Origin of the sequence: Streptomyces venezuelae, from assembly GCF_008642275.1 — a bacterium.
Classification (GTDB): domain Bacteria; phylum Actinomycetota; class Actinomycetes; order Streptomycetales; family Streptomycetaceae; genus Streptomyces; species Streptomyces venezuelae_E.
This window is the reverse complement of record NZ_CP029189.1, coordinates 16260-38898: the sequence shown is the minus strand read 5'-3', so window position 1 is coordinate 38898 and position 22639 is coordinate 16260. Positions and strand designations below refer to the sequence as shown.

At 75.0% G+C, this 22639-nt stretch carries 3 protein-coding genes; all 3 read right to left on the bottom strand.

Features of this window, described 5'->3' with window-relative positions; all coding sequences use genetic code 11:
• Positions 1-106: 106 nt before the first annotated feature.
• Positions 107-940 (bottom strand): 2,3-dihydro-2,3-dihydroxybenzoate dehydrogenase, encoded by an 834-nt coding sequence (locus tag DEJ51_RS00085; RefSeq protein ID WP_150255150.1) that lies wholly within the window; start codon positions 938-940, stop codon positions 107-109.
• A gap of 151 nt (positions 941-1091) precedes the next feature.
• Positions 1092-8249: an amino acid adenylation domain-containing protein gene (locus DEJ51_RS00080; protein ID WP_150255148.1), complete on the bottom strand. Its 7158-nt coding sequence runs from the start codon at positions 8247-8249 to the stop codon at positions 1092-1094.
• A gap of 20 nt (positions 8250-8269) precedes the next feature.
• Positions 8270-22564, bottom strand: coding sequence for a non-ribosomal peptide synthetase (locus DEJ51_RS00075; protein WP_190620080.1), 14295 nt, complete (start codon positions 22562-22564; stop codon positions 8270-8272).
• Positions 22565-22639: the final 75 nt, after the last annotated feature.

The window sequence follows — 22639 nt, the reverse complement described above, 5'->3', positions numbered from 1 at the left end:
CGGTGCGCGTGGCGCGGGTCGTACGCGTGGCGCGGGGATCTTGCACGGTGTGCGTGGTGCGTGATGTGCGTGGTGCGGGTGAGGGACGACCGGGGCCGCCTCGGGGTCAGCGGAGCGTGGCTCCGCCGTCCACGTAGAGGTCCTGCATGGTGATGTGGCGTGCCTGGTCCGAGGCGAGGAACACCACGGCGTCCGCGATGTCCTGCGGATCGGCGATCCGGCCCAGCGGGATTCCCGTCCGGTAGCTGGGGAGGTCCCCGTCCAGCACCCGGGCGGGCGCCTGCGGGTCGGTCCAGAGCCCCCACTGCATCGGGGTGTCGGTGGAGCCGGGGGCGACGATGTTGCAGCGCACGCCGCTGCGCGCGTACTCCAGTCCCAGGCACTTGGTGAACATGACGGCCGCCGCCTTCGACGCGGCGTAGGCGGCCATGCCGGTGCGCGGGATCCCGGCGGCGTTGGAGGCGACGGTGACCACGCTGCCGGAGCCGCGGGCCGCCATGCCGGGGACGACGGCGCGGGAGGTGAAGAAGACGCCCTGGACGTTGACGGCGAAGGTGGCCGCCCAGTCCTCGTCGGTCAGTTCCGCGACCGGTGCGGTACGCAGGATCCCGGCCACGTTCACCAGGATGTCGACCGGGCCGAGTTCCCGCCCGATCTGCCCGACGGTCCGGTCGACGGCCGCCGGGTCGGTGACGTCGAGCGTGTAGGCGTGGACGGCCCCGTGGCCGGCCGCCGGCACCCGCCCGGGCTCCGGGTCGAGTTCCGCCGCCAGCGCGGCGACGGCCTTCGCCGAGACGTCGGTAGCCGCGACGGTGGCGCCGAGGCGGAACAGCGTGCGGACGACGGCCTCGCCGATGCCCTGGCCCGCACCGGTGACGAGCGCGACCTTGCCGGTGAATCCGCTGGTCCCGGGAACGCCGGGTTCACGGTGGTCGGACATGCCGCCCCCTTCTTGAATCTTAGGTAAGCCTAACCTAATTAAATGCTGAACGTCACTACGCGGCAGGCGCGTTGTCCACGGGCCTGCCGCTTCCTCGTGCCCCGGGGCACGGGTGGGGGCTTCGGAGCGCCCCCACCCGTGCCCCGGGAGGTCAGCCCCGGCCGGCCGGGAGGGCCGACGCGAGGGCGCGGGCCAGCACCGGGCCGATCTCCGCCAGGACCCCGGGAGACATCAGGTCGTCGTGCGAGCAGTCCAGGACGTGCTCCTCGATCCGGCCGTCCAGGTACGCGGGCCAGACCAGCCCCGGAGCCTCGTCCGCCGGCGTGGACCGGGACGCGGTGAAGAACAGCACGTCACCCCGGTAGCGGAGGGTGCGGCTGCGCGACAGCAGCCGTACGCAGTGCACGTTCGTGTCGACGATCGCCCCCAGCAGCGCCTCGTCGAAGCCGGCCAGCAGGCCCTGGCTGTCGCGGATCGCGCCGACCGCCTCCGCCCGGTCCACCGGAGCATCGCCCTCCGGCGGATTCAGCCCGGCCACCGAGAGCAGGAAGCCGCTCTCCTCGCGCTCCAGGCGCTCGCGCCAGTCCGGGGCGTCGATGTACGACCAGTCCTCGATCTCCGGCGGGTACGCGTCCAGCAGTCCCAGGAAGGCGACCTCCTCCCCGCGCTCCTGGAGCAGCGCGGCCAGCGTCTGCGCGACCGTCCCGCCGAAGGAGTAACCGAGGAAGTGGTACGGGCCCTCGGGCTGCACCGTACGGATCTCCGCCAGGTACAGCTCCGCGAGCGCGGCCACGTCGGCCACGTCCGGCTGCTCGCCCGAGAGCCCCGGCGACTGGAGCCCGTACACCGGCCGGTCCGCGTCCAGGAACCGCAGCAGGCCCGTGTACTGCCAGGCGAAGCCGGACGCCGGGTGGAAGCAGAACAGCGGCGCCGCCGTGCCCAGTTCCCGCAGCGGCATCAGCACCCGCAGCGCGTCCCGGCGGGCGTCCGAGCCGATCCGGGCGGCCAGGTCGGCCACCGTCGGCGCGGCCATCACCGCGCCGACCTGGACCGGGGTGCCCAGTTCGGCACGGATCCGGCCGACGAGGCGCATCGCCAGCAGCGAATGGCCGCCGAGCTCGAAGAAGTTGTCCTCGGCCCCGACGCGCTCCAGCCCCAGCACGTCCGCGAAGATCGCGCAGAGCAGCTCCTCGCGCGCGTCCTTCGGCGCCCGGCCGCCGCCCCCGTCCCCGAAGTCGGGCGCGGGCAGCGCCGACCGGTCCACCTTGCCGTTCACCGTCAGCGGCAGCGCCGACAGCTCCACGAAGGCCGACGGAACCATGTACTCGGGCAGCGAGGCCGACAGCCGGGCCCGCAGGGCGGCGGGTTCGGGCGCGTCCGCGGCAGACGCCACCGTGTAGGCCACCAGCCGCTTGACGCCGGTCGGTCCGGTGTGGACGACCACGGCCGCCGCCGCGACGCCCGACTCGGCCGCGACCGCCGACTCGACCTCGCCGAGCTCGATGCGGAAGCCGCGGATCTTGACCTGGTCGTCGGCACGCCCGAGGTAGTCGATCTGGGCGTCGGCGCGCCAGCGCACCAGGTCGCCCGTCCGGTACATCAGGGTCCCCGGCTCGCCGAACGGGTCGGCCACGAAACGCTCCGCGGTCAGGGACGGCCGCCCGAAGTAGCCGCGGGCCAGGCCCGCCCCGGCCAGGTACAGCTCACCGGCCACGCCCGTCGGGACCGGCCGCAGCGCACTGTCCAGCACGTACGCCCGGGTGTTGAAGATCGGCCGGCCCACGCAGGAGCTGACGCTGTCGTCCACGTCGGCGCCCAGCGCGTTGATCGTGTACTCGGTCGGGCCGTACAGGTTGTAGCCCATGGTGCCCCCGGTGCGCTTCAGCAGCTCCCACAGGCCGTCCGGCACCGCCTCGCCGCCCAGCAGGAACAGCGTGGGCCGGTGCCGGTCCGCGTCCAGCAGACCCGCCTCGACCAGCTGCAGGCCGTACGAGGGCGTCACGTTGACCACGTCGATGCCCACCCGGTCGTAGTGCGCCGTCAGGGCCGCCGGGTCCAGGCGCAGCTCCTCACCGATGACGTGCACCTCGTGCCCGTCGACCAGCCAGAAGAACTCCTCCCACGACATGTCGAAGGCGAAGGACACGGTGTGCGCCACCTTCATCCGGCGCCCGCCCGCCAGCTCCACCGCCGGAGCGAAGATCCGCTCGCGGTGGTTGAGCAGCATGTTGGTCAGACCCGAGTAGGGCACCACGACGCCCTTGGGCCGCCCGGTGGATCCGGAGGTGTAGATGATGTAGGCGGGGTGCCGGCCATCGCGTACGCCCGTCAGTTCCGACTCCGCCAGCGGGGCCCGCGGCAGCTCCGCCAGCTCCGCCAGCACGGCAGGGTCGTCCAGCAGCAGTGCCGGTACGCCCTCCACCACCGGCACCCGGTCCGTCACCGGCGCCGTCGTGACCAGGCACAGCGGAGCGGCGTCCGCCACCATCATGCCGAGCCGGTCCACGGGGTGGTCCAGGTCCAGCGGCAGATAGGCCGCCCCGGTCTTCAGTACGGCGAACAGCGCGACCACGAAGTCCGCCGACCGGGGCAGGCCCAGGGCCACGACGGCCTCCGGCCCCGCACCCCGCGCCACCAGGGCCCGGGCCACCCGGTTCGCCCGGGCGTCGAGCTCCGCGTAGCTGAGCCGCTGGTCCTCGAAGACCAGAGCGGTCTCCCCGGGGGTCCGGGCGGCCTGCTCGGCGAACAGGTCGATCACCGTCGTGTCCGGGACCGCGTGCCCCATGTCGTCGCCGGTCGCCAGCAGCTCGGCCCGCTCCACCGCGTCCAGGGTGACCAGGCGGCCCACCGGGACCGCCCCGCCGTCCGCGAGCTGCTCCACCAGCAGTGCGAGCCGGCCCGCCAGGTTCCGGGCCGTGGCCTCGTCGTACAGGTCGGGCCGGTAGCCGAGGCTCAGCTCCAGTGCGGGACCGGGGGTGACGGCGAGGGTCAGCGGGTAGTGGGTGCCGTCGACGCTGTGCGTCCAGCCGATCGAGTGGGCGGCCACCGCCGCCTGGCGGGCGGCGTCGTCGAGCGGCGTGTTGCGGAACACGTAGAGCGTGTCGAAGAGCTGCCCGAGGCCGGTCAGCTGCTGGATCGGGCCGAGCCCCACGTAGTGGTGGGGCAGCAGCGCCGCGTGCTCGCCCTGTACCCGCACCATCAGCTCGCGCAGCGGCTCGTTGGGGCGCAGGGCCACCCGGAACGGCAGCGTGTTCATGAACATGCCGATCATCTGGTCGACGCCCGGGAGATCCGCGGGACGGCCGGAGACGGTGGCGCCGAACACCACGTCGTCGCGGCCCGTCATCCCGGCCAGGGCCATCGCCCAGGCCGTGCTGAGCACGGTGTTGAGGGTGACCCCGCAGCCCCGCGCGAAGGACCGCAGCCGGTCGCTGGTGGCCTCGTCCAGGGACAGGTCCACCACCTCGGCGGTCACCGGCTGCCGGTTCGGATCGGCCCGGGCCACCAGCGTGGCCTGGTCCAGCCCCGACAGATGGGTGCGCCAGGCCCGCTCGGCGCCCTCCCGGTCCACTGCCGCCAGCCAGCGCAGGTAGTCCCGGTAGGGGGTGACGGGCGCCAGCACGTCCGCGGAGCCGCCGTGCCCGTACAGGGCGAACAGCTCCTCGAAGAACAGCGACTCCGACCAGCCGTCGGTCAGGATGTGGTGCTGCGTCACGCACAGCATCCAGCGCTCCGCCGAGAAGCGGATCAGGGCCACCCGCAGCAGCGGCGGGGCCGCGAGATCGAACCGCGTCGCCGCGTCGGCGAGCGAGAACTCCCGCAGCGCCTCGTCCTGCCCCGCCCGGTCGAGATGGCTGAGGTCGATCTCCCGCCAGGGCAGCTCCCATTCGCCCGGCACCACCTGCACCGGGCCGTCCAGGCCCTCGTGCCAGAAACCGGACCGCAGGTTGGGATGGCGGCGCAGCAGGGTGTCGAAGGCGGCGCGCAGGGCCGGCCCGTCGACGGCGTGCAGCAGCTCGACGAAGTTCTGCATCAGATAGACGTCGAGGGCCTGGTCGTCGTAGACGGCGTGGAAGTACAGGCCCTCCTGCAGCGGCGCGAGCGGCAGCACCTCCGCCACGTGCGGGAACACCGCGGCCAGCGCGGCCTCCTGCCCGGCGCCGAGGGTGACGAGCGGCCCGGCCGGCGCCAGGCGGCCGCCGTCCTGATCCGCGGTGTCGCGGGCCGCCGCGGCCATCCGCTCCACCGTCCGCTGCTCGAAGACGTCGCGCGGCGTGAGGACCAGGCCCGCCTTGCGGGCCCGGGTCACCAGCTGGATGGAGACGATGCTGTCCCCGCCCAGGGCGAAGAAGTCGTCGTCGATCCCGGCCGAGGCCAGCCCCAGCACCTGCGCGAAGACGGCGCACAGCGCCTCCTCGCGGGCGTCGCGCGGCGGCCGCGACAGCTCGGCCCCGCCCAGCTCGGGTTCCGGCAGCGCCCCCCGGTCCAGCTTGCCGCTGACGTTGGTCGGGAGCGAGTCCAGTACCACCACGGCCGCCGGAACCGTGTAGTCGGGCAGGACGGCGGCCAGCGCCCCGCGCAGCGCCGCCCCCTCGACCGCGGCGCCGGTCACGTAGCCGACGAGGCGCTTGACGCCGGGGGTGTCCTCACGGACCACCACGGCGGCCGAGCCCACACCGGGCAGCGCGGCCAGGGCCGACTCCACCTCGCCGAGCTCGATCCGGTAGCCGCGGATCTTCACCTGGTCGTCGGCCCGCCCCAGGAACTCCAGCTGCCCGTCGGGGCGCAGCCGTACGAGGTCGCCCGTACGGTACATCCGCGAGCCGGCCGGGCCGTACGGGTCGGCCACGAACCGCTCGGCGGTCAGTGCGAACCGGCCCAGATACCCACGGGCCAGGCCGTGGCCCGCCAGGTACAGTTCACCGGCGGTGCCGGCGGGCGCGGGCCGCAGCGCGGAGTCCAGGACGCGGGCGCTGGTGTTGCCGATGGGCCGGCCCACGATCGGGGTGGCCGAGTCGGCCAGGTCGGCGCCGAGGGCGTCCACCGTGTACTCGGTGGGCCCGTACAGGTTCACCGACATGACCCCGGGAGCCTCGCGGACCTCGGTCCACAGCGCTTCGGGAACGGCCTCGCCGCCGAGCAGCAGCAGCCCCGGCCGGTGGTGCGAACCGCTCAGCAGCCCCCACTCCAGCAGGGCGCCGGCGTAGGTCGGGGTCACGTCCATGGCGTCGATCCGGTGCTCGCGGACATAGCCGACCGTGAACTCGGCGTCCCGGCGGCCGATCTCGTCCAGGACGTGCAGCTCGTGCCCCGAGACCAGCCAGAACAGCTGCTCCCACGAGGTGTCGAAGCTGAACGAGGCGGTGTGCAGGGCGCGCAGCCGGCGCCCGCCCCCCGCCGCCACGGCCGGGGCGAAGACGTCCGCGATGTGGTTGGCGTACAGGTTCGACAGACCGCCGTGGGTCAGCACGACGCCCTTGGGACGGCCCGTGGAACCGGAGGTGTAGATCACGTAGGCCGGGTGGCCGGACTCCGTGCGCGGCGGACGGAAACCGTCTTCGAGCGCGGCGAGTCCGGCGGTCGTCTCCGCCGAGTCCAGGGCGATCCGCTCCGGTCCGCCCACCGCCCCGGCGGGCAGCAGCGCGAGCGCCGCCTCCGTCGTCAGCACGCAGACCGGGGCCGCGTCCTCCAGCATCAGGGCGATCCGCTCGGCCGGGTAGTCCAGGTCCAGCGGCAGATAGGCGGCCCCCGACTTCAGGACGGCCAGGATCGCCACCACGGACGCGGCGGAGCGCGGCACGGCCAGCGCCACGACCGACTCGGGTCCGGCGCCGCGCGCGGCCAGCAGCGCGGCCAGCCGGTCCGCCCGGTCTTCGAGTTCCGCGAAGGTCAGCCGGTCGGGTCCCGAGACCACGGCGCAGGCGTCCGGGGTCGCGGCGGCCTGCGCGGCGAACCGGTCGGCGACCGTACCGTCGGCCACGTCGCGCGCGGTGCCCGCTTCCGCGGTACGCAGCTCCGCACGGTCGGCGGCCGTCAGCGGCTCCAGGGTCCCCACCGGGCGGCCGGGACCGGCCGCGACCTGGTCCAGCAGGGCGGCGAACCGCTCGGCCACCCGGCCGACGGTACGGGGGTCGAAGAGGTCCGGCCGGTATTCCAGGGCCAGTTCGGCCCGTTCGTCCAGGGACACCGACAGCGTGAGCGGGTAGTGCGTGCCGTCCCGGGCCTCCACGCCCGTCACCCGCACCCCGTCGGCCAGCGGCGCCCGGGCCGACGGGTCCACCGGATAGTTCTCGATGACCACGAGGGTGTCGAACAGCTCGCCGCCGCCCGCCTGCTTCTGGATCAGGCGCAGGCCCAGGTGGTGGTGGGCGAGCAGGGCGTTCTGCTCGTCCCGGAACCGTCTCAGCAGGTCCGCGACGCTCTCCCACGGCCGCGCGGTCAGCCGTACCGGCACCGTGGTGATGAACAGACCGACCATCGACTCGACACCGGGGATCTCCTCGGGCCGCCCGGCCACCGTCAGCCCGAAGACCACGTCCCGGCGGCCCGTCAGACTGCCGAGCAGCAGCCCCCAGGCCGCCTGGATCACCGTGCTGGGCGTGGTGCCCAGCGACCGCGCGGCGGCCGTCAGCCGGGCGGTCGCCGCCTCCGACAGCTCCACGCGGTGCACACCGGGCCGCACCGGGGTACGGGACGGGTCGGCCGGGGCCACCCGCACGGCCTCGTCCAGCCCGGCCAGCGCGCAACGCCAGGCGCCCTCGGCGGCCGGGACGTCCTGCGCCTTCAGCCACTTGAGGTAGTCACGGTAGGGGCGCACGGGCTGCTGGGCCGAGGCGCCGCCGTCGCTCTCGTACAGCGCGAGCAGGTCACCGACGAGCAGCGGCATCGACCAGCCGTCGACCAGGATGTGGTGCACGGTGACCACGAGGAGGTGGTCGTCCGGACCCCGGCGCACCAGCAGCAGCCGCAGCAGCGGCGGCCGGTGCAGCTCGAACCGGCGGTCCAGCTCGGCCCGTTCCACCCGGCGCACCGCGGCCTGCGAAGGATCGGCGGACAGGTCCGCCCGGCCGAGCGCGAAGGCCACCTCGGCCGGCACGAACTGCACCGGCTGCGGCACCCCCTCGTGCCAGAAACCGGCCCGCAGGTTGGGGTGGCGGCGCAGCAGTGCCGCACCCGCCCGCTCCATCCGGTCCGCGTCCACGGGGCCGGCCAGCGACACGGAGACCTGCACCGTGTACACGTCCGGCGCGCCCGCGTCGTAGACGGAATGGAACAGCATGCCCTGCTGCAAGGGGGACAGCGGAAGCATGTCCTCTATTCGAGCCTGCGTCACTGCTGGGCCCTCCACATTTCTTCGAGCATGGTGATCTGGTCCTGGTCGAGATCGACCAGGTCGAGGTCCGAGGGGGTGTACCCCGCGGACGTGCCGCCGTCGGCCCAGGCGGCGAGGGCGTCCACGGCGGCCGTCCAGCCGTCCGCGAGCTGCCCCACGGTGTCCTGGGAGAGCGCCTCGCCCGCCCAGATGAAGTGGGCGGTGAGTTCCGGCCCGCCGTCCCCGTCGGTGATCTCCGCGGTGATCTCCAGTACGTGGGAGAGCGGCATCGCCGGGTCCGGGCGGGCGGACAGGGCGTCCGCCTCCGGGGCCGGGCCCCAGGCCGAGCCGGCCCGGCCGGTCTGCCGGCCCAGGTAGTTCCACAGGATCTCGGCCCGCGCCGCCGGGTCGAACAGCCGTGCCGTGGCCGGGTTGTTGTACCGGAGCAGGCCGGCGCCGAGCCCTCCGTCGGGCACCGCCCGCAGCAGCTCCTTGACCTCCTTGAGCAGCGCCCCGGCGTCCGTGCGGCCGGCGGTCACCGCCGTCGGCTCGTACGGGCCGACCGGCAGCCGCAGCGGGTGGATGCTGGTCAGCCAGCCCACCGTGCGGGTGAGGTCGGCGCCCGGCAGCAGTTCCTGCTCCCGGCCGTGTCCCTCGAGGTCCACCGTGAACCCGTCCGGCCGGGGCCGGCCCGAGCGGGCCGCCCAGTCGCCGACCGCCAGTACCAGCGCGCTCAGCAGGGTGTCCCCGACCGTGCCGTGGAAGGCGGCCGGGACGGCCTGGAGCAGCGGAGCCGTGCGCTCCGCGGAGACGCGCACGGACAGCCTGCGCGCGGTGGCGGCCGTGTCCACGGACGGGTCCAGCGGACGTCCCGCGAGCAGTGGCCCGCCGGGGGCCGCGGCCAGCCAGCGGTCCAGTTCGGCGGTGCGGCGCGGACTCTGCGCCTCGGCCAGCAGGTGCGTGGTCCAGGCCCGCAGCGGGGTCCCGACCGGCTCCAGGGCCGGTGTCCGGCCCGCGGCGGCGGCCTCGTGGGCCGCCTGCAGGTCGGGCAGCAGGATCTGCCAGGACACCTCGTCCACCGCGAGGTGGTGCACGATGAGCAGCAGCCGGCCCGGCTCGTCCGGCCCCCGGTCGAGGTGCACGGCGCGTACGAGGTCACCCGACTCGGGGTCCAGCAGGCGCCAGACCCGCTCCGACTCTGCGGCGACCCGTTCCCGCAGGGCGGCGTCGGACAGGCCCGCCGCGTCCACGCCCTCCAGGACGGCGGCGGCGTCGACGGAACCGGCCGGGCGGATCTCCGCGCTCCACACCCCGGGGCGGGGCACGGTCAGCAGCTGGCGCAGCCCGTCGTGGTGGTCCAGTACGGCCTGCAGCGCGGCGGTGAGGTGCGGGCGCCGGGCCCCGGCGGGCAGCCGGACCAGCCGGGCCTGCGCGAACGAGGCGAACGGGCCGCCCCGTTCGGCCAGCCAGGCGGCCACCGGGGGCAGCGGCAGCGGGCCGGGACCCGCGTCGGCCGTGCGGGCGGCGGGCGCGGCCGGGCCCTCGGGAACCGTGGCGACCGAGGCCAGCGCGGCCGGTGTCGGGTGCGTGAAGACCTGCCGTGCGGAGACGGTCAGACCGGCCTTGCGGGCCAGTCCCACCAGCCGGATGGAGACGATGCTGTCGCCGCCGAGCTCGAAGAAGTTGGCGTCGGGGCCGACCCCGGGCAGGCCCAGCACCTCGCCCATCAGGGCGCACAGGATCTGCTCGGGGGTTCCGGCGGGCACCTGGGCGGCCGGGGCGGCGGACGCGGCCGGCGCGGGGATCACCGGCGCGGGCAGCGCCCGCCGGTCGAGCTTGCCGTTGGCGGACAGCGGGAGCCGCTCCAGCTCCGTGAACACGGCCGGGACCATGTACTCGGGCAGGCGGGCGGCGGCCAGGGCGCGCAGGGCGCCCCGGTCGAGCGTGGCGCCGGGCGCGGGCACCGCGTAGGCCACCAGGCGCCGGAGCCCCGGCTGGTCCTCGCGGACGACGACCGCGGCCTGCGCCACCTCGGGGGCGCTCGTCAGGACGGCCTCGATCTCACCGAGTTCGATGCGGAAGCCGCGCAGCTTGACCTGGTCGTCGGTGCGACCCAGGTAGTCGACGCGACCGTCGGGCAGGCGCCGTACCAGGTCACCCGTGCGGTACATCCGGGTACCGGGAACCCCGTACGGGTCGGCGGTGAAGCGCTCGCCGGTCAGGGCGGGGCGGCCGAGGTAGCCGCGGGCCAGCTGGACGCCGGCCAGGTACAACTCGCCGGGTACCCCGACGGGCACCGGCCGCAGCCGGTCGTCGAGCACGTACAGCCGGGTGTTCCAGACCGGCAGGCCGATCGAGGCCGAGGCCCGTCCCTCGGTGGCGGTGAGCGCGGTGCAGGCGCCCGAGGTGACGTCGACGGCCGCCTCGGTGGGGCCGTAGAGGTTCTCCAACGCCACCGGGGCGCCGGCGGCCGAGCCGTGGAACCGGCCGACGAGCTCGCTCGGCAGGGCCTCGCCGCTGCACACGACCAGCCGCAGGCTCGGGCAGTCGGCGATCGTGGTCTCGCCCAGGAAGGCGGCGAGCATGGACGGGACGAAGTGCATGACCGAGACGCGCTGTTCGCGGATCAGCTCGGCGAGGTACAGCGGGTCCTTGTGTCCGTCGGGGCGGGCGACGACCAGCGGCACACCTTCGGCGAGCGGCCAGAAGAACTCCCATACGGAGACGTCGAAGCTCGCCGGGGTCTTCTGCAGCACCCGGTCTCCCGGGCGCAGGGTGTAGGCGTCCTGCATCCAGCGCAGTCGGTTGACGATGGCCTCGTGCTCGACCAGTACGCCCTTGGGCATGCCGGTGGAGCCGGAGGTGAAGATCACGTAGGCGGGGTGGTGGGGGAGCAGCGGCGCGCGCCGTTCCGCCTCGGCCAGGTCCGAGCCGGCCAGTGCGGCCAGCCGGGTCCGGACCGTGGGGGAGTCCAACAGGACCCGTTCCCCGCCCACCTCGGGCGCGAGCAAGGTTACCGACATGGTGTCGGTAAGTATCAGGACCGGCTCGGCGGTCCGGGTCATGTACGCGAGGCGCTCGGTCGGCAGGCCGAGGTCGAGCGGGAGGTACGCGCCGCCGGCCCGGACCACGGCGTGCAGGGCGACGACGAGGTCGAAGGAGCGCGGCAGGGCCACGGCCACCACCGACTCCGGGCCGACCCCACGGTCGATCAGCAGCCGCGCCAGCCGGTTGACCCGCTCTTCGAAGTCGGCCCGCGAGAGCTCGTCACCCTCGAAGACCAGCGCGGGGCCGGTCTCCACCTTCGCGCCCCCCGCCACGAGGGCGGCCAGCGTCCGCGCCCCACCCACCGGGTGGCCGGTGTCGTTCCAGCCGTGCAGCGCGAGCTCGCGCTCCGCCGGGTCCATCACCTCGATCGCCGAGACCGGCCGCTCGGGCGCCTCCACGACGGCGTCCAGCAGCAACAGCAGCCGCCTGGCCAGCAGTTCGACGGTCGTGCGGTCGAAGAGGTCGGACGCGAAGCGGATACCGCCCGCGATCGCCCCGTGCTCCTCGGAGGCCCCGAAGGCGATCTCCAGATCGAACTTGGCGCCACCGGTCTCCACGGTGAACTCCCGCGCGGGCAGCCCGAACAGCTCCGGCACCGCGCTGTCCGTGGAGTGGTAGGTCACCATCGTCTGGAACAGCGGATTGCGGGAAGGGGAGCGCTCCGGATCCACCGCTTCGACCACCGCCTCCAGCGGCAGGTCGGCGTGGGCGAAGGCCGCCAGCCCGGTGTCCCGCACCCGCGCCACGAGCTCGGTGAAGCTCGGATCCCCGGACAGGTCGGCGCGCAGCACCAGGGTGTTGAGGAAGAAGCCGACGAGGCCGTCGAGTTCCTCGCCCTCCCGCGCCGAGACCGGGCTGCCCAGCGGGATGTCCTCGCCCGCGCCCAGCCGGTGCAGCAGCGCCGCCACGGCCGCGTGCGCCACCATGAACAGGGTCGCGCCACCCTCCCGGGCGATCCGCGCCAGTCCCGCCCCGACCCGGGCCGGGACCTCGAAGGTCACCACGTCCCCCTCGTACGAGGGGACCGCCGGCCGCGGGCGGTCGGCGGGCAGGGCCAGCTCCGCGGGGGCGCCGGCCAGCGCCTGCCGCCAGTACGCGGCCTGCCGGCCCGCCACCGATTCCGGGTCGTCCGCGTCCCCGAGCAGCTCCCGCTGCCACAGGGCGAAGTCGGCGTACTGCACGGGCAGCGGGGCGAAACCGGGCTCCGCGCCCGCCGACCGGGCGGCGTACGCCCGGTCCAGGTCCGCGAGCAGCGGGCCGGCCGACCCCTCGTCCGTCGCGATGTGGTGCACCAGCACCACCAGCAGGTGGTCCTCGGCGGCGGCGCGCAACAGCGTGACCCGCACCGGCGGCTCGGCGGCCAGGTCGAAGACGTGTCCGCCGGCGCGGACCGCCTCCTCCTCCAGCCGGTCCGCCGCCACCTCGCGCACCGTCAGCTCCACCCCGGCCCGCCCGGCCGGCAGGACCACCTGGTACGGCTCGCCCTCGTGCTCACGGAACACGGTCCGCAGGCTCTCGTGGCGGGCGACCAGATCGCGCACCGCCGCCGCCAGGGCCCCGGTGTCCACCGGACCCCGCAGCCGCACCGCGAGCGGCACGTTGTAGGTGGTACCCGGACCGCGCACACTGTCCAGCAGCCACAGCCTGCGCTGCGCGAAGGACAGCGGCAGCCGCTCGGGCCGCGGCGCGGCCTCCGTGAGGCGCGGGCGCCCCGCGCCCGTGCGCTCCGCGAGGAGGGCGGACAACGCGGCGACCGTCCGCGTTTCGAACAGGTCGCGGATGGCGCAGTCCACGTCCAGCGCGGCCCGGAAGCGGCTCACCGCGCGGGCCGCGAGCAGCGAGTGGCCGCCGAGGGCGAAGAAGTCGTCCTCCACGCCGACCGTGTCCAGGCCCAGTACGTCGGCCAGGATGCCCGCGAGGATCTCCTCGCGGGCGTCGCGCGGTGCCCGGGAAGCACCCGCGGCCGCGGCGGGCACCGGCAATGCCCGTCGGTCCAGCTTGCCGTTGGCCGTCGTCGGGAGCACCGTGAGCGGCACCACCACGGCCGGGACCATGTACTCGGGCAGGCGGGATGCGGCCAGGGTGCGCAGGGCGGCCCCGTCGACGGTGGCGCCGGGTGCGGGGACCGCGTAGGCGACCAGGCGGCGGACGCCGGGCTGGTCCTCGCGGACGACGACCGCCGCCTGGTCCACCTCCGGGGCGCTCGTCAGAACGGCCTGGATCTCGCCGAGTTCGATGCGGAAGCCGCGCAGCTTGACCTGGTCGTCGGTGCGGCCGAGGTACTCCAGCCGCCCGTCCCGGCTCCGGCGCACCAGGTCGCCGGTGCGGTACATGCGGGCGCCCGGGGTGCCGTACGGGTCGGCGGTGAAGCGTTCGCCGGTCAGTGCGGGCCGGCCGAGGTAGCCGCGGGCCAGCTGGACGCCGGCCAGGTACAGCTCGCCGGGGACCCCGACGGGCACCGGCCGCAGCCGGGCGTCCAGGACGTAGACGCGGGTGTTCCACACGGGACTGCCGATGGACGCGGACGCGGTACCGGTACCGGTACCCGGCCCGGATCCGGCCGCCGGGCAGTCCGCGGCGGTGACGTCGACGGCCGCCTCGGTGGGGCCGTACAGGTTCGCCAGCCGGGTCGCGCCACCAGGAGCGGAGGCGTGGAAGCGGGTGACGAGTTCGCCCGGCAGGGCCTCGCCGCTGCAGACGACCAGGCGCAGCGACGGGCATTGCGCGATGTCGGTCTCGCCGAGGAAGGCGGCGAGCATGGACGGGACGAAGTGCAGGACGGAGACGCGCTGTTCGCGGATCAGCCCGGAGAGGTACAGGGGGTCCTTGTGGCCCTCGGGACGGGCGATGACCAGTGGGACGCCCTCGGCGAGCGGCCAGAAGAACTCCCACACCGACACGTCGAAGCTCGCCGGGGTCTTCTGCAGCACCCGGTCGGTGGCGTCGAGAGCGTACGCGTCCTGCATCCAGCGCAGCCGGTTGACGATCGCCTCGTGCTCGACCATCACGCCCTTGGGCTTGCCGGTGGAGCCGGAGGTGAAGATCACGTAGGCGGGGTGCCGGGGCAGCAGGGGCGTGCGCCGCTCCGCGTCCGCGACCGGGCCGGACGCGAGCGCGGCCAGTTCGGCCGCCCGCTCCGGCGCGTCCAGGACGAGGACCTCGGTGTCGGGCAGGTCCGGCAGCGCGCCCAGCAAGGGCAGGTCCGTCAGCAGGCACACCGGCGCGGCGGTCTCCGCCATGTACGCGAGGCGGTCGGCCGGCAGGCCGAGGTCGAGCGGCAGGTAGGCGCCACCGGCCCGGACCACGGCGTGCAGGGCGACGACGAGGTCGAAGGAGCGCGGCAGGGCCACGGCCACCACCGACTCCGGACCCACGCCGCAGCCGATCAGCAGCCGCGCCAGCCGGTTCACCCGCTCCTCGAACTCCGCACGCGACAGCTCGACGCCCTCGAAGACGAGGGCCGTCGCCAGCGGATCGCGCCGGGAGCCGGCCGCGGCCAGCGCGTCCAGGGTCTGCGGAGCCACCGGCCGGGCGGTGTCGTTCCACCCGTCCAGCACCTGGGCCCGCTCGGCGAGGTCCAGCAGCTCCAGCTCGGCCAGCGGGACGTCCGGGGCGGCCACGGCCGCCCCGAGCAGCCGCAGCAGCCGGGCCAGCAGCGACCGTACGGTCTGCGCGTCGAACAGGTCGGTCGCGTACCGCACGCCGCAGGTCATCGAAGCCGGCGAGCCGGCGGTGCCCGGCGCACGGCGGAAGAGGATCTCCAGGTCGAACTTGGCGTCGCCCGCCAGGACCGGGAACTCCTCGGCCGTCAGGGAGCCGAGGGCGCGCAGCGGCTCGGCGCCGCCGTCCTCGTAGGCCACCATGGTCTGGAACAGCGGGTGGCGCGACAGCGAGCGCTCCGGGTTGACCGCCTCGACGACCGCGTCGAAGGGCAGGTCCGCGTGTGCGAGGGCGGCCGCGCCGAAGGCGGCCGTACGGCGCACCAGTTCGGCGAAGGACGGATCGCCCGCCAGATCGGCCCGGACGACCAGGGTGTTCACGAAGAACCCGACCAGGTCGTCCAGCGCCTCCTCGCCTCGACCCGCCACCGGACTGCCCAGCGGGATGTCCGGGCCGGCGCCGAGCCGGTGCAGCAGCGCCGCCACGGCCGCGGTCACCACCGTGTACATGGTCGTGCCGTGTTCCCCGGCCAGTGCCTCCAGCCGCGCCACCAGGTCCTGCTCCAGCTCCGCCGTCACGGTCCGGCCCTCGTGCGTGGGCCGGGCCGGGCGCGGGCGGTCGGCCGGCAGCGTCAGCTCCTGCGGCAGGCCCGCGAGGGCCTCCCGCCAGAACTCCGCCTGCCCGTGTGCCACCGACCCGGCGAGGGCGGGGTCGCCCAGCAGCTCGCGCTGCCAGAGCGCGTAGTCCGCGTACTGGACCGCGGGCGGCGCGGTCTCCAGGACGCCGCCCGCGCACCGGGCCGCGTAGGCGGCGGACAGATCGGCCAGCAGCGGCCCGGCCGACCACTCGTCACCGGCGATGTGGTGCAGCAGCAGGAGCAGCACCTGCTCGTCGGCGGCGGTGCGCAGCACGGTCACCCGCAGCGGCGTCTCGGTCTCCAGGTCGAAGGCGTGACCGGCCGCCGCGTCGAGGCTCCGGCCGAGACCGGCCGGCTCGACATCGGTCACCGTGAAGGGAACGGCGCTCTCCGACGGCTCCAGCACCCGCTGGTACGGGCCGTCGGCGTCCTCCGCGAAGACGGTGCGCAGCGCCTCGTGCCGCGCCGTCACCTCGTGCACGGCCGCCTCCAGCGCGGCCGTGTCGAGCTCCCCGCGCAGGCGCAGGGCCATCGGGATGTTGTACGTCGCGTTGGGACCCTCCATCCGGTGCAGGAACCACAGCCGGGCCTGGGCGTACGACAGCGGCAGCCGACCGGGGCGCGGACCGGCCACCAGGGCCGGGCGGACCGCCGCGCGGCGGCCGGCCATCCGCTCGGCGAGCGCGGCGACCGTGCGCAGCTCGAACACGTCCCGCACCGAGCACTCCGTGCCGAGCGCGGTGCGGATCCGGGCCACCACGCGGGTGGCCAGCAGGGAGTGCCCGCCGAGCCGGAAGAAGTCCTCGTCGGCGCCGACCGAGGGCACGCCCAGCACCTGGGCGAACACCTCGGCGATCCGCTCCTCGGCGGCGCCGCGCGGGGCCCTCCCGGTGGCGTCGGCCGTCGCGACGGGAACCGGCAGCGCCGCCTTGTCGAGCTTGCCGTTCACGTTCGTCGGCAGCACCGGCAGCACCATCACGGCTGCCGGGACCAGGTGTTCGGGCAGCCGCCCGGCCAGTTCGGCGCGCAGCCCGGCCGGATCGGCCGGGCCCGTGACGTAGCCGACCAGACACGGCAGGCCCGGGGTGTCCTCGCGGACCACCACGGCGGCCGAGGTCACCCCGTCCAGGGCCGCGAGTTCGGCCTCCACCTCGCCCGGTTCCACCCGGAAACCGCGGATCTTGACCTGGTCGTCGACCCGGCCGAGGAACTCCAGCAGGCCGTCGGCCCGCCACCGTACGAGGTCGCCGGTCCGGTACATCCGGGAGCCCCGGGAACCGAACGGATCTGCGACGAAACGTTCCGCCGTCAGGGCGGGCCGGCCCAGGTAACCCCGGGCGTTCTGTTCGCCCGCCAGGTACAGCTCACCCGGCACGCCCACGGGCACCGGCCGCAGCCGGCCGTCCAGCACGTGCGCCCGGCTGTTGTCGAGCGGCCGGCCCACCACCGGAGTGGGGCAGTCGCCCACCCGCGCCACCAGGGCGTCCACCGTGAACTCGGTGGGCCCGTAGTAGTTGACGACCTCCACGTCCGGGACGGCGCGCAGCTCCGCCCACAGGGCCGGCGGCACGGCCTCGCCGCCCAGCAGGAACAGCGGCGGCCGCCACTCGCCCGTCAGCAGCCCGGCGTCGACCAGCTGACGGCCGTACGAGGGGGTGACGTCGAGCGCGTCGATCCGCCGCTCGCGGACGTACGCCACGACCGCGTCGGCGTCCCGGCGCCCGTACTCGTCCAGGACGTGCAGCTCGTGCCCGGCCACCAGCCACAGCAGCTGCTCCCACGAGGAGTCGAAGGAGAAGGAGGCGGTGTGCAGCGCCCGCACCCGGCGCCCGAGCCGCTCGGCGACCGGCAGGTACAGCTCCCGCTCGTGGTCGCGGAAGAGCCGGGTCAGACCGGCGTGCCGGAGCACGACCCCCTTGGGGCGGCCGGTGGAACCCGAGGTGTAGATGACGTACGCGGCGTGCTCGGGGTCCACGGGCACGTCGGCCCCCGGCACGGCGGCGGCCAGACCCGCGACCGTCGCGGGGTCGTCCAGGACCAGCAGGTCCACACCGGGAAGCCGGTCCGCGGCAGCCCGCGTGGTCACCGCGCACACCGGCGCCGCGTCACCGAGCATGAACGCGATCCGCTCGGCCGGGTGGTCCAGGTCCAGCGGCAGGTAGGCGCCGCCCGCCTTCAGGACGGCGAGCGTGGCCACCACGGTGTCGGCGGACCGCGGGACGGCGAGTGCCACCACGGTGTCCGGGCCGACGCCGCGCTCGGCCAGCAGGGCCGCCAGCCGGCCCGCGCGGTCCTCCAGTTCGGCGAAGGTCAGACGGTCGTCCCCGGCGACCACGGCCAGCGCGTCGGGCGTCGCCGCCGCCCGGGCGGCGAACACCTCGGTGACCGCACCCGGCGCCACCGGCCGCGCCGTGTCGTTCCAGCGGGCCAGCCGGGCCCGCTCGGCCTCGTCGCGTAGCTCCCACCAGGACACCGGGTCCGCCGGGGCGGCCACCGCCGCGGCGAGCGCGCGCAGCAGCCGCCGCACGAAGGTCTCCACGGTCGGACGGTCGAAGAGCGCGGTCGCGTAGAACACCTCCAGTTCCAGGTCCTCGCTGTGGGCCGCGTCCGAGAAGGTGATGTCGAGGTCGAACTTGGTGACCCCGGGATCCACCCGGTCCACCCGGGCCGGGTGCCCGAACAGGTTCGCCACGTCCTGGCTCACCGTGCTGTGCGAGACCATCGTCTGGAACAGCGGGTGGCGGGCGAACGAGCGCTGCGGGTTGACCTCCTCGACGACCGAGTCGAAGGGCAGGTCGGCGTGGTCGAGCGCGGCCAGGTCCACGGCGCGCACCCGCTCCAGCAGTTCCGTGAAGGACGGGTCGCCGGACAGGTCGCTGCGCAGCACCACCGTGTTGACGAAGAAGCCGACGAGCTCGTCCAGCGCGCTGTCGCTCCGGCCTGCGACCGGGCTGCCGAGCACGATGTCCTCGCCCGCGCCGAGCCGGTGCAGCACGGCGGCAACGGCCGCGTGCACCACCATGAACACGCTGGTGCCGCTCTCGCGGGCCAGTGAGCGCACCGCGGCCGCCAGTTCGCGCGGCACCGCCTTGAAGACCATGGCACCGGCGGGGTCGGCCACGGCCGGCCGCGGCCGGTCGGACGGCAGCCCGGCCTCCGGCGGCAGCTCCGCCAGGGCCCCGCGCCAGTACGCCGCCTGCGTGGCGGCGAGCGAACCACCGGTCCGCGAGGGGCCGAGCAGTTCCCGCTGCCAGAGCGCGAAGTCGGCGTACTGCACGGCCGGAACACCGAGCTCCGGGTCCTCCCCGGCGCACCGGGCCGCGTACGCCCGCTCCAGGTCGCGCAGGAACGGGCCCATCGACCACTCGTCGCTCGCGATGTGGTGCAGCAGGACCACCAGCGCGTGCTCCCCGCGGGCCCCGTCGCGCACCAGGGTCACCCGCAGCGGAGCGTCTCCGGACAGATCGAAGAGATGCCCCAGCGCCGCCCGGACCGCGGGCTCGAAGCCGTCGGCCGTCACGTCGTCGACGTACAGCCGCACTCCGGCCTCCGCCACGTCCAGGACCCGCTGGTACGGCTCCCCGTCGCGCTCGCCGAACACGGTCCTCAGCGTCTCGTGGCGGCCCGCCACGTCCCGCAGGGCCGCGTCCAGGGCGTCCGCGTCGAGCGCCGTGTCGAACCGCACCACGAACGGGATGTTGTAGGTGGCGCTCGCCCCCTCCACCTGGTGCACGAACCACAGCCGCTGCTGCGCGTACGAGAGCGGCAGCGGGTCGGGACGCGGACCCGCGACGGGCGCCGGACGGGCGGCGGCCGTGCGTCCGGCCAGCAGCGCGGCGAGCGCGGCCACCGTGCGTGCCCCGAAGACGTCCCGGATCCCGCATTCGGTGCCGAGCGCCGTCCGCACGCGGGCGATCACCCGCGCGGCGAGCAGCGAGTGGCCGCCGAGGGTGAAGAAGTCGTCGTCGGGGCCGACGGTCTCCAGGCCGAGCACATCGGCGAAGATCCCGCAGAGGATCTCCTCGCGGGCACCGCGCGGGGCGCGGGCGCCCGTGCCGGCCAGCGCCGCCAGGTCCGGCGCGGGCAGGGCACGGCGGTCGATCTTCCCGTTGGCGGTCAGCGGGAAGGCGTCGAGCACGACCACCGCGGACGGGACCATGTACTCGGGCAGCCGCTCGGCCACCGCCCGGCGCAGATCCGCCGCGTCGGGGGCCGGGCCCTGGGCGGCCGGGGTGACGTAGCCGACGAGGTGCGGGAAGCCGGGCAGGTCCTCACGGACCAGGGCCACGGCGCGGTCCACGCCCTCAGCGGCCGTCAGCGCGTGCTCGATCTCGCCGAGTTCGATGCGGAAGCCGCGCAGCTTGACCTGGTCGTCGACGCGGCCGAGGAAGGCGATCCGGCCGTCCGCGTGGCGGCGTACGAGGTCACCCGTGCGGTACATCCGGCTGCCCGCGGGGCCGTACGGGTCGGCGACGAAACGTTCCGCCGTGAGCGCGTGGCGGCCGAGGTAGCCGCGGGCCAGCTGGTCGCCGGCGAGGTACAGCTCCCCGGGGCGGCCGACGCCGACCGGGCGCAGGGCCCCGTCCAGGACGTGCGCGCGGGTGTTCCAGAACGGCACCCCGATGTCGGGGACCCCGGTGTGCCCGGGGTCGAGCCGGCGGGAGGTCGCCCAGACGGTGGCCTCGGTGGGGCCGTACACGTTGGTGACCGTACGGGCGGTGCGCGCGAGCCGCTCCGCGAGGGCGGCGGGCAGCGCCTCCCCGCCGACGAGCACCCGGGTGCCGCCGAGCGAGGCCGGGCGGCCGTCCTCCAGCAGGGCGTGCCACAGCGACGGCGTGGCCTGCATGACCGAGGGGCGGTGCGCGTCGACGAGGGTGGCGAGTGCGGCCGGGTCCCGTACGGTGTCGCGGTCGGCCAGCACCACCGTGGCGCCGCTGATCAGCGGCGTGTGGATCTCCAGGGCGGCGATGTCGAAGGAGATGGTGGTGACCGCGACGAGCCGCTGGGCGGGGGCCAGTTCGAGCTCGTGGGCCTGCATGCGCAGGAAGTTCGCCAGGGCGGCGTGCGGGACGACGACCCCCTTCGGGCGGCCCGTGGACCCGGAGGTGTAGATCACGTACGCGGGGTGGCCGCCGGTCAGCGGCGCGGTGCGGTCCGCGTCCGCGGGCGCGTCGGAGGCGGAGTCGGCGAGCTCGGTGAGGGTGTCCGGGGCGTCGAGGACGACGGTCTCGACCCCGTCGACGACCGGGGCGGTGGCCGCGCGGTCCAGGGTGGTCAGGACGCACAGCGGGCGGGCGTCCTCGACCATGAACTCCAGCCGGTCGGCGGGGTAGTCGAGGTCGAGCGGCAGATAGGCGGCGCCCGCCTTCAGCACGCCGAGCAGGGCCACCACGAGGTCGGCGCTGCGGGGCAGGGCGAGGCCGACCACGCTCTCCGGGCCGGCGCCGCGGCCGATGAGCAGCCGGGCGAGCCGGTTGGCGCGCTCCTCCAGGGCGGCGTAGTCGAGGGTGTCGGCGCCCGCGATCACGGCGGGCACCCCCGGGTGCAGCCGGGCGGCGTGTTCGAAGGCGTCGACGACGGTGCCGGCCGGGACCGGGTGGTCGGTGTCGTTCCAGGCGAGCAGCAGGGCGTCGCGGGCGGCGGGCGCGAGCAGGTCCGGGCGCCCGACGGGTGCCTCGGGCCCGGCCGCGGCGGCCTCGCGGAGGAAGTGCGCGAACTCGGCGCGGCGCGCGGCCAGCGTCCCGGCGTCGTACGCCTGCGGGTTGGCGTCGAGTTCGAATCGGATCCGGCCCTCGGCGGCGTCGTGGTAGACGCCGAGGGTGAGGTCGTCCACCGGGCCGGCGGCGACGTTGTGCACGGACCCGGGCGATCCGGCGAAGTCCAGGGAGTTGTCGAAGGCCTTGATGTTGACCATCGGACCCAGCAGGCCCTGTTCGCGGCCCGACAGTCCGAGGTCGCGGCGGATGTCCTCGGCGCGGTAGCGCTGGTGGCGGCGCAGGTCGCGGACGTCGGCCGCGACCGCGGCGACCAGCTCGGCGAGAGGGGTCTGCGGGCGCACGGCGACGCGCAGCGGCAGCACGTTGACGACCATGGACGGCACCTTGAGCGCCGCCGAGCCCAGCCGCGCCATGGCGGGCACGGAGAGCAGCACGTCCCGGCTCCCGGTGGCCCGGTGCAGGTAGGCGGCGAACGCGGCCGTCAGCACGTCGGCCCAACTGGCCTTGGCGGCGCGGGCGATGGCGAGGAGACCCGCCGTCTCCTCCCGGGTCAGGGTGGCGCCGTCGCGCAGGAACGCGTGCGCCGCGGGGAAGCGGGCACCGCTCAGCGGCTCCGGCTCGGGGTGGTCCGCGAGCCGCTCCAGCCAGTAGGCGCGGTCCTCGGCGAACCGCGGCGACGCGCGGTAGGCGTGCTCCTCGGCGAGGATCACCTCAAGGTCGCCGAACGGGTCGGACGCCGGTTCCTCGCCCCCGGCGAGAGCGGTGTAGAGCTCGGCGGTGCGCCGCGAGAGCAGGGAGAACCCGAAGGCGTCCAGCACGATGTGATGGGCCCGCTGGTACCACAGGGTGCGGTCCGGCCCGACCTTGTGGAGCGTGAACACGTACAGGGAGTCCCGGACCGGGTCCACGGGGCGCGCCATGTCGGCGCGCATGAGGGACAGCGCGGTGCCGTACGGGTCGTCCTGCTCGGTGTGGTCCAGTACGGCGACCAGCGGGCCGGCGGCGGGACCGCTCCAGGTGACCTGGTAGGGCTCGCCGTCGGGGCCCTCCGCGAAGCGCGCCGTGAGCGCCGGGCTCTCGGCGACCGTCCGCCGCAGGGCCGTGACGAACAGACCGGCGTCGAGCGGGCCGTCGATCTCCACGTACTGGCCCACGTTGTAGACCGGGGAGTCGGGATCGAGCCGCTGGCCGTACCAGACACCGGTCTGGGCCCCGGTGAGGGGGAGGCGCTGGGAGGGACGCTCGGTCATGGACATCGTGCTCCAGATTCGCTGCGGGTCCCTTGCCGGTGGCGGGACCGGCCGGGGGAGGTCGACGGGATACGG

Excerpts from the sequence above, each read along its gene's own strand:
- DEJ51_RS00075 (WP_190620080.1), bottom strand. The coding sequence starts at position 22,564 with ATGACCGAGCGTCCCTCCCAGCGCCTCCCCCTCACCGGGGCCCAGACC.
- DEJ51_RS00080 (WP_150255148.1), bottom strand. The coding sequence starts at position 8,249 with ATGCTTCCGCTGTCCCCCTTGCAGCAGGGCATGCTGTTCCATTCCGTC.
- DEJ51_RS00085 (WP_150255150.1), bottom strand. The coding sequence starts at position 940 with ATGTCCGACCACCGTGAACCCGGCGTTCCCGGGACCAGCGGATTCACC.